The following is a 7570-nucleotide window of genomic DNA, read 5'->3' on the forward strand; positions in this document are numbered from 1 at the left end:
CGCCGGGCGGGCCGGCCTTGCCGAGCCCGGTCACGCGCGCCGGTTCGCGGTCGGCTGCCGGATCTCGTCGAGCTGCGTGCGGATCTCCGGCAGGGTCAGCAGGAGCGAGGTGATCTCCGGGACAGCCAGCCGCCGGGCGTTGTGCGAGTGGTAGTCGGCGACGTGGTCCTGGCGGGTGTCCCCTTCCTCGAAGTACAGGGCATAGTTCAGGTCACGGCTGTCGACCGGCACCCGCAGGAAGTCGCCGAAGTCCTCGGCGCGGGCCAGATCCTCCCGGCTGGCCAGGGTCTCGTACAGCTTCTCGCCATGCCGGATGCCGAGGACGTCGAACTTGGCCGGCACGCCGAACAGGTTGCACAGCGCGGTCGCGAGGTCGCCGATGGTGCAGGCGTCGGCCTTGCGGATGAAGATGTCGCCGGGCTGGCCGTGCCGGAACGCGTGCTCGACCAGTTCGACCGACTGGCCGAGGGACATGAGGAACCGGGTCATCGTCGGCTCGGTCACCGTCGGCGCCAGGCCGTTGCGGATCTGTTCGATGAACAGCGGGATCACCGAGCCGCGGGAGTACATGACGTTGCCGTACCGGACGCAGCAGACGCGGGTCCGGGCCGAGGGATTGTTTCGCGCGTGCGCCTGGGCGACCTTCTCCATCAGCGCTTTGGTCATGCCCATTGCATTGACCGGATATACCGCTTTGTCCGTACTGAGCAGAACCAGAGCCTCGACCCCGTTACGCTCACAGGCGTCGACCACATTGGCGCTGCCGAGAACGTTGGTGCGTACCGCCTCCAGTGGGAAGAACTCGCAGGACGGGACCTGCTTCAGCGCTGCCGCGTGGAACACGAACTCCACACCGCGGGCGGCCTTGAAAACGCTGTCCGGATCTCGGACGTCCCCCACGTAGTAGCGCACCCGGTCGTCGCGCAGACGATGTCGCATGGCGTCCTGCTTGGACTCGTCCCGACTGAGTACGCGCACTTCAGTGGCACCGGCGTCGAGCAACCGGGCAGCCATCGTCTGTCCGAAGGAACCCGTGCCGCCGGTGATCAGGAAACGTCGGCCCGATAGCGAGGAATTCACATCTCCTCCTGTCCTTCCCGCTGTTCCCAGGGGGCTGTTGATCCGCATCGAATCGGACCCTACAACTCGATAAGTGGCGGCGACGGGACAAACACAGAATTGACGGAAGATTCTATAAGGCGACGATTGTTCGCGCTTTTTCGGCGTGACCCGTGGCCGGTTTGAATCGTTGGACACCGGTCCGTTGCCGGCACATTCTCGGAGCCGGTCGTGCGAAGGGTGGGACGATGACGCGGGTCATGACGGTGGTGGGAACGCGGCCGGAGATTATTCGGCTTTCCCGGATCATGGATCGACTGGACCGGACGGTCGACCATGTGCTAATTCACACCGGGCAGAACTGGGACCGGTCGCTGTCCGACGTCTTCTTCGCCGAGATGTGTCTGCGGGAACCCGACCGTTTTCTGCGGGTGGACACGTCCTCACTCGGGCGGGTGCTCGGCGGTGTCCTCGTCGGCGTCGAGGACGCCATCCGGGAACAGCGACCGGACGCGCTGCTCGTCCTCGGGGACACCAACAGCGCCATCGCGGCGCTGATGGCCCGGCGGATGCGGGTGCCGGTCTACCACATGGAGGCCGGCAACCGGTGCTTCGACCTCAACGTGCCGGAGGAGACCAACCGCCGCCTCGTCGACCACGTCGCCGACTTCAACCTCGTCTACAGCGAGCACGCCCGGCGCAACCTGCTCGCCGAAGGTCTGCACCCGCGGCGGATCCTGCACACCGGCTCGCCGATGCGGGAGGTGCTCGACCACTATCGGCCGCAGATCGAGGGGTCGTCCGTCCTACGTCAGTTGGAACTCGAACCGGGCCGGTACTTCGTGGTCAGCGCCCACCGGGAGGAGAACGTGGACCACCCGGCCCGACTGCGTCGGCTGCTCGACTGCCTGCGCGCGGTCCGCGGCGAGTGGGGACTGCCGATACTGGTGTCCACCCATCCCCGTACCCGCAAGCGGCTGGAGTCGCTGACCGACGACGCCACCGACCTGGACGGCATCGCCTTCCACGAGCCGTTCGGGTTCTTCGACTACGTACGCCTGCAGACCCAGGCCCGGTGCGTGCTCTCCGACAGCGGCACGATCAGCGAGGAGGCGGCGATCCTCGGCTTCCCGGCGGTGACTTTGCGCGACTCGATGGAGCGGCCGGAGGCCCTCGACGCCGGCGGCATCATCATGACCGGCCTGGACCGCGACGGTGTGGTCGAGGCTGTCCGGGTGGCGACCGACCAGGTGGCCGTGGCCGGCGTCCCCTGCCCGCCCGACTACCAGGTCGCCGACACCTCCCGTCTGGTGGTCAACTTCATCCTGTCCACCGTGCGCCGGCACCACGACTGGGCCGGCATCCGTCGGTGAGTTGTCCGTACCGCTGAAAGGGGGCCGGCGACCACGGGTCGTCGGCCCCCTTTTGCGCCTTGGTCAGCGGGGCATGGGCAGGCCCACGGCGCCGTCGGTGACCGTGCTGCCGACCGGCTGGGTGCAGAGCCGCGCCAGTTCGGCGACGACCTTCTCCGGGTCGTCGAACGGGTCGAGGCCGCTGACCTCCAGCGGGTCGAGCGGAGGCACCGCGACGTGCGAGACGAGCGGGTGCAGCGGGCGGGTGTCGACCTCGCCGGTGCCGAGCAGGTCCTCGTGCAGTTTCTCGCCGGGGCGCAGTCCGGTGAAGACGATCGGCACGTCGCTGGCGGCCTGCTCGGCCATCTGCCGGGCCAGGTCCGCGATGCGTACCGGCTCGCCCATGTCCAGCACCAGCGCCTCGCCGTCGCTGCCGATCTCGGCGGCCTGGAGGACCAGGTGCACCGCCTCCTGCAGGGTCATCAGGTACCGGGTCACCTCCGGGTGGGTGACGGTGAGCGGGTTGCCCGTCTCGATCTGCCGCTGGAACGCGGTGACCACCGAGCCCCGGCTGCTGAGCACGTTGCCGAAGCGGACGCTGAGGAAGGTGCCCGGGAAGCGCGAGGCGGCGTGCGCGGTCAGCCGTTCGGTGATCCGCTTGGAGTAGCCCAGCACGCTGATCGGATCGGCGGCCTTGTCGGTGGAGATGTTCACGAACTTCGCCACGTCGTGGCAGGCGTCCAGCACCGACAGAGTGCCCCAGACGTTGGTCTTGACCGCCTCGCCGGGGTGCCGTTCGAGCAGCGTGAGGTGCTTGAGCGCGGCGGCGTGAAAGATGATCTCGGGGCGTCGGTCCCGGATGATCCGCCGGAGGCCCTCGTCGTCGCGCAGGTCGGCGAGGATCAGTTCGGGGCCGTCCAGCAGTGCCCGGCCGTCGAGCGACATCTGTAGCGCGTGCAGCGCCGATTCGTCGCGGTCGAGCATCATCAGCTCACCCGGGTTCGCCTTCATCACCTGGCGGCACAGCTCGGAGCCGATCGAGCCGCCGGCGCCGGTGACCAGGATGCGCCGACCGGTCAGCCCGTTCGTCCGGACCGCCATGTCGGCGACCACCTGCCGGCGGCCGAGCAGGTCGCTGATCCGGACGTCGCGTACGTCGGTCACCGTGATCCGGTGGTCGACCAGGTCGCGTACCGGTGGCAGCACCTTGAACGCCGCCCCGGCGTTCAGGGTGGACTCCCGGATCTGGCGGATCAGGGCGGCGTCGGCGTTGGCCACCGAGAAGATCACGGTGGTGGCGCCGGTGCGGCGTACCGCCCCGGCCACGTCGTCGCGGCCGCCGAGCACCCGCACCCCCTCGACCGCGAGATTGCGCTTGTCCGGGTCGTCGTCGAGGGCGCCGACCGGCAGGTACCGGCTACGCGGGTCGGTGAGCAGCGCGCGCAGCAGCCCCTGGCCGGCGTCGCCCATCCCGAACAGCAGCACCGGGGTCGACGAGCGGACGTCCGGACGCAGGGCCAGGTCGCGCTGGTGCCGGTAGGCGAAGCGTACGGCGAGCATGAACAGCAGGGCGAGTGCTCCGCCGACCAGCGGGGTGCTCGCCGGCACCGGGCGCTCGGCGACCGGAAGGAGGCCGAGCAGCATCACCGCCACGGCGGTGAGCGCGGTTCCGGCCAGTCCCTGGACCTCCGGGAGGCTGCCGAGCGGGTGCCGACCCGAACGGACCCGGCGCGCCGCCACCACCGCCACGTGGAGTCCGGCGGCGAGCAGCCCGCAGCCGGCCGCGCGGGTGAGTTGGGTGGTGGTCAGGGCGAACTCGTAGCGGGTCCAGGCGGCCGCGACGAACCCACCGACCCACGCCGTGGTGTCGGTGGCGAGGAACACGAGGGCGCGGTACCGGGCCCTGGTCCGGCGTGCTCCCGGCTCCGTGCGTCGGGTGCTCTGTGTTTCCCACGGCATGTGCGGCTCCCTGATTCCGTCGATCACTTCCGCCCCTGACGAGCGGAAGGAGCAAGACGCCCTTGTTCTTGTTACATCCCGAATAAGCCCTTTTGGGCGGTTTCAGACTTAGAGAGTTAAACATCGCATTTGCCTGGCGCTGACCGCGCTCAGCGGGCCGGTACGCCCTTGACCATGAGGCCCGGCGGCACGTCCCGCACCACGCAGGCGCCCGCCCCGACGGTGCTGTCCCGACCCACCCGCAGCCCCTGGAGTACGGCGGCCGTGGTGCCGATGAGCACGCCTTCGTCGAGCTGGCAGTCCCCGGACACGGCGGCGAGCGGATTCACCGACACGTGGTCGGCCAGCACGCAGTCGTGACCGACGGTGCAGTTCTGGTTGAGGTGGACGTGGCGGCCGAGCGTGACATTGGTGGTGACCCGGGCCCCCGGGAACGCCACGAACCCCGGGCCGTGGCGCAGATCGTCGCCGAGCGTCGCGTCGGGGTGCACCAGACTGGCCGCCGGGCTGCCGTACCGGTCGACCCGCTGGGCGACCGCCCGCCGGATCCGCGGATCACCGATGCCGATGACGTGATGGGTGCCGTCGCGCGCGTCCCGAAGCCACTCGATGCCGCCGAGCCAGGGCAGGTCCAGCCGCTGCACCCGCTTCAGGTTCTCCTCGCTGGGCCGGTCGTCGACGAAACCGAGCGGCCGCCAGCGGGGCGGGTCGCCGCCGGCGTCCATGGCGCGGGCGATGGTCAGGATCTCCCGACCGTGCCCGCCGCAACCGACGATCACCAGGGGTACGGTCACGCCGCCGGAACCCCGGTCCGCGCCGCCAGGAACTCGTCGATCGCCGACAGCACGGCGGTGACCTGCCGCTCGCTGAGGGCGCTGCCGCTGGGCAGGGTCAGCCCCTCGGCGAAGAGTCGCTCGGCGGCCCCGGTGAGCAGGCTCTCCGCGTCGGCGTACGCCGGTTGCAGATGCATCGGCTTCCACACCGGCCGGGTCTCGATGTCCCGGGCGGCCAGGTGGTCGGCGAGTTCGGCCGCCTCCCAGCCCGACCGCTCCCGATCCACCCGGATGCTGGTGAGCCAGCAGTTCGAGCCGGTGTCCTCGGCCCCGATCAGGTCGACTCCGGGGACCGGGGCGAAGAGCTTGGCGTACCGGTCGCGCAGTCGCCGGCGACGGTCGATCATCCCCTCCAGCCGGACCAGTTGGGCCCGGCCCAGCGCGGCGAGCAGGTTGCTCAGCCGGTAGTTGTAACCGGTTTCCCGGTGCTCGTAGTGCCGCACCGGCTCACGGGCCTGGGTGGAGAGGTGCCGCGCCCGGTCGAGCAGCGCCAGGTCGTCGCCGACGAGCATGCCGCCGCCCGAGGTGGTCATGATCTTGTTGCCGTTGAAGGAGAGGACGCCGACCAGTCCGAAGGAACCCGCCGGACGGTCGACATGGGTGGCGCCGAGCGCCTCCGCGGCGTCCTCCAGCACCGGGACGCCGGCCGCGGCGCAGACCGGCAGCAGCGCGGTGTAGTCCGCGCAGCTGCCGAACATGTCGACCGGGATCACCGCCCCCACCCGCTCGCCGCGCAACCTCAGGCGGTGCAGCAGCTCGGCGACGAGGGCGACGTCGACGTTGCCCGTGTGCGGTTCGCAGTCGACGAAGATCGGCCGCGCGCCGGTGTAGCGGACCGCGTTGGCGGTGGCGACGAAGGTCAGGGTCGGTACCAGCACCACGTCTCCCGGGCCGACGCCCAGCCCGAGCAGGGCCAGGTGCAGCGCGGCGGTGCCCGAGCTGACCGCCACCGCGCCACGGGTGCCGAGCCGGGCGGCGACCTCCCGCTCGAAGGCGTCGAGATCCGGCCCGACCGGCGCGACCCAACCGGAGCGCAGCGCCGCGATCACGTACGACTCCTCCAGCGGCCCGACGTCCGGCGGGGAGAGGTGGATGGTGCCGGTCATCGCCGGCTCCCGAGGAACTCCGGGGCGGTCGCGCTGCCGGCGGCGGAGATCCCCTCCCGACGCAGCACGGTGCGGACCGTGGCCGCGAGGATCGACAGGTCGAGGCGGAGGCTGCGGTGCCGGACGTACTCCACGTCGAGCGCGAGCTTGTCGTCCCAGTCGAGGCTGTTTCGTCCGCGTACCTGGGCCAGCCCGGTGACGCCCGGCCGGACCTCGTGGCGGCGGGCCTGGGTGGGGGAGTACCGGCCGAGGTACTCGGGCAGCAGCGGCCGGGGGCCGACGAGGCTCATATCGCCGCGCACCACGTTCCAGAGCGTGGGCAACTCGTCCAGGCTGGTCGCGCGCAGCCAACGGCCGAGCGGGGTGATCCGGTCGGCGTCGCTGGTCAGCGTGCCGCGCGGCTCGCGCATGGTGCGGAACTTGACCAGCTCGAACGGGCGGTCGGCCCGCCCGATCCGGCACTGGCGGAACAGCACCGGCCGGCCCAGGCCCACGGCCACCGCCACCGCGACCGCCGCCATCAGGGGCGCGGTCAGCAGCAGCAGTACGGTCGCGAGAAGCACGTCGAACACCCGCTTGACCCGATCGTCCGGCGCGGGGCGGGGTGGGCGTACGGGAGCGGTCACCGAGGGTACGGGCACCGTTCTGACCTCCGTCAGTCAACCGGTCAAAGTAGACAAACGGGTTGTATCAGACCGATCGCGCTCGCCGGGGCCGAATGGCGACAGTCGACACGTAACCCGACACCTCAACCCTCGGAGGCATGGAAAGGACACGGCACATCGGCGTGCCGTGCCCCGTCGGGAGTGTCGTTGATGCTGGTCAGAGGCGGGCGTCGCCGGCGTCGAGTCGACGTTGCAGCAGGATTCGCAGCGGCACCGACTCCCCGTCCCGGCCGCCCTCGCCCACCACCAGCGGGGCCGGGCCGGGCTGTGGGTCGGCCCCGAGCAGCCGGGCGCGCAGCGCGCGCGGCACGGTCAGCAGGTGGAAACGTCCGGCCACGTCGACCGCCCGGGTCCGCGCCCGGTCGATGTACCAGCCGCGCAGCCGGGTCCGGTAGCGGGCCCGACCGTCATGCGACCGCGCGACGAGCCGGGTGGTGGCCAGGCCCCGGCGACGCGCCTCGACGACGAACGCGCTGACCAGCGCCGCCGCCTCGGCCTGTTCGGCGTGGCGGCGCCGCTCGTCAGCCGCCGCGTGCGCCAGCACCGCGCGCCGCCGCACCTCCCGCCAGTCCGAGCCTTCTTCGGAGACCACGCCC

The 7570-nt window shown here is 70.9% G+C and carries 7 protein-coding genes; 1 reads left to right on the forward strand and 6 read right to left on the reverse strand.

The window, feature by feature from the left end; genetic code table 11:
* Window positions 1-30: 30 nt before the first annotated feature.
* Window positions 31-1080, reverse strand: coding sequence for a polysaccharide biosynthesis protein (locus C1I95_RS14000; RefSeq protein ID WP_267900699.1), 1050 nt, complete (start codon window positions 1078-1080; stop codon window positions 31-33).
* A 227-nt stretch (window positions 1081-1307) separates the two neighbouring features.
* Here C1I95_RS14000 and wecB point away from each other — a divergent pair, with 227 nt between their 5' ends.
* The gene (wecB, locus tag C1I95_RS14005) at window positions 1308-2432 is read left to right on the forward strand and encodes a non-hydrolyzing UDP-N-acetylglucosamine 2-epimerase (protein WP_111214262.1); all 1125 of its coding nucleotides are present in this window, start codon (window positions 1308-1310) and stop codon (window positions 2430-2432) included.
* Between the two features lie 63 nt (window positions 2433-2495).
* Here the strand turns inward: wecB and C1I95_RS14010 are convergent, their stop codons facing one another.
* The 5 genes from C1I95_RS14010 to C1I95_RS14030 form a co-directional block, all read right to left on the reverse strand.
* Window positions 2496-4370: a nucleoside-diphosphate sugar epimerase/dehydratase gene (locus tag C1I95_RS14010; protein WP_111214263.1), complete on the reverse strand. Its 1875-nt coding sequence runs from the start codon at window positions 4368-4370 to the stop codon at window positions 2496-2498.
* 149 nt (window positions 4371-4519) lie between these two features.
* On the reverse strand, window positions 4520-5164 hold the full coding sequence (locus tag C1I95_RS14015) for an acetyltransferase (RefSeq protein WP_111214264.1): 645 nt from the start codon (window positions 5162-5164) through the stop codon (window positions 4520-4522).
* Window positions 5161-6309, reverse strand: a complete 1149-nt coding sequence (locus C1I95_RS14020) for a DegT/DnrJ/EryC1/StrS family aminotransferase (RefSeq protein ID WP_111214265.1) — start codon at window positions 6307-6309, stop codon at window positions 5161-5163. The genes C1I95_RS14015 and C1I95_RS14020 overlap by 4 nt, the downstream gene beginning before the upstream one ends.
* Window positions 6306-6950, reverse strand: coding sequence for a sugar transferase (locus C1I95_RS14025; RefSeq protein ID WP_325048827.1), 645 nt, complete (start codon window positions 6948-6950; stop codon window positions 6306-6308). The genes C1I95_RS14020 and C1I95_RS14025 overlap by 4 nt, the downstream gene beginning before the upstream one ends.
* A 181-nt stretch (window positions 6951-7131) precedes the next feature.
* Window positions 7132-7566 carry a hypothetical protein gene (locus C1I95_RS14030; protein WP_111214267.1) on the reverse strand — a complete coding sequence of 145 codons (435 nt, stop codon included), beginning with the start codon at window positions 7564-7566 and terminating at the stop codon, window positions 7132-7134.
* Window positions 7567-7570 lie beyond the last annotated feature (4 nt).

This window comes from Micromonospora craterilacus (assembly GCF_003236315.1).
In the GTDB taxonomy this organism is placed as follows: domain Bacteria; phylum Actinomycetota; class Actinomycetes; order Mycobacteriales; family Micromonosporaceae; genus Micromonospora; species Micromonospora craterilacus.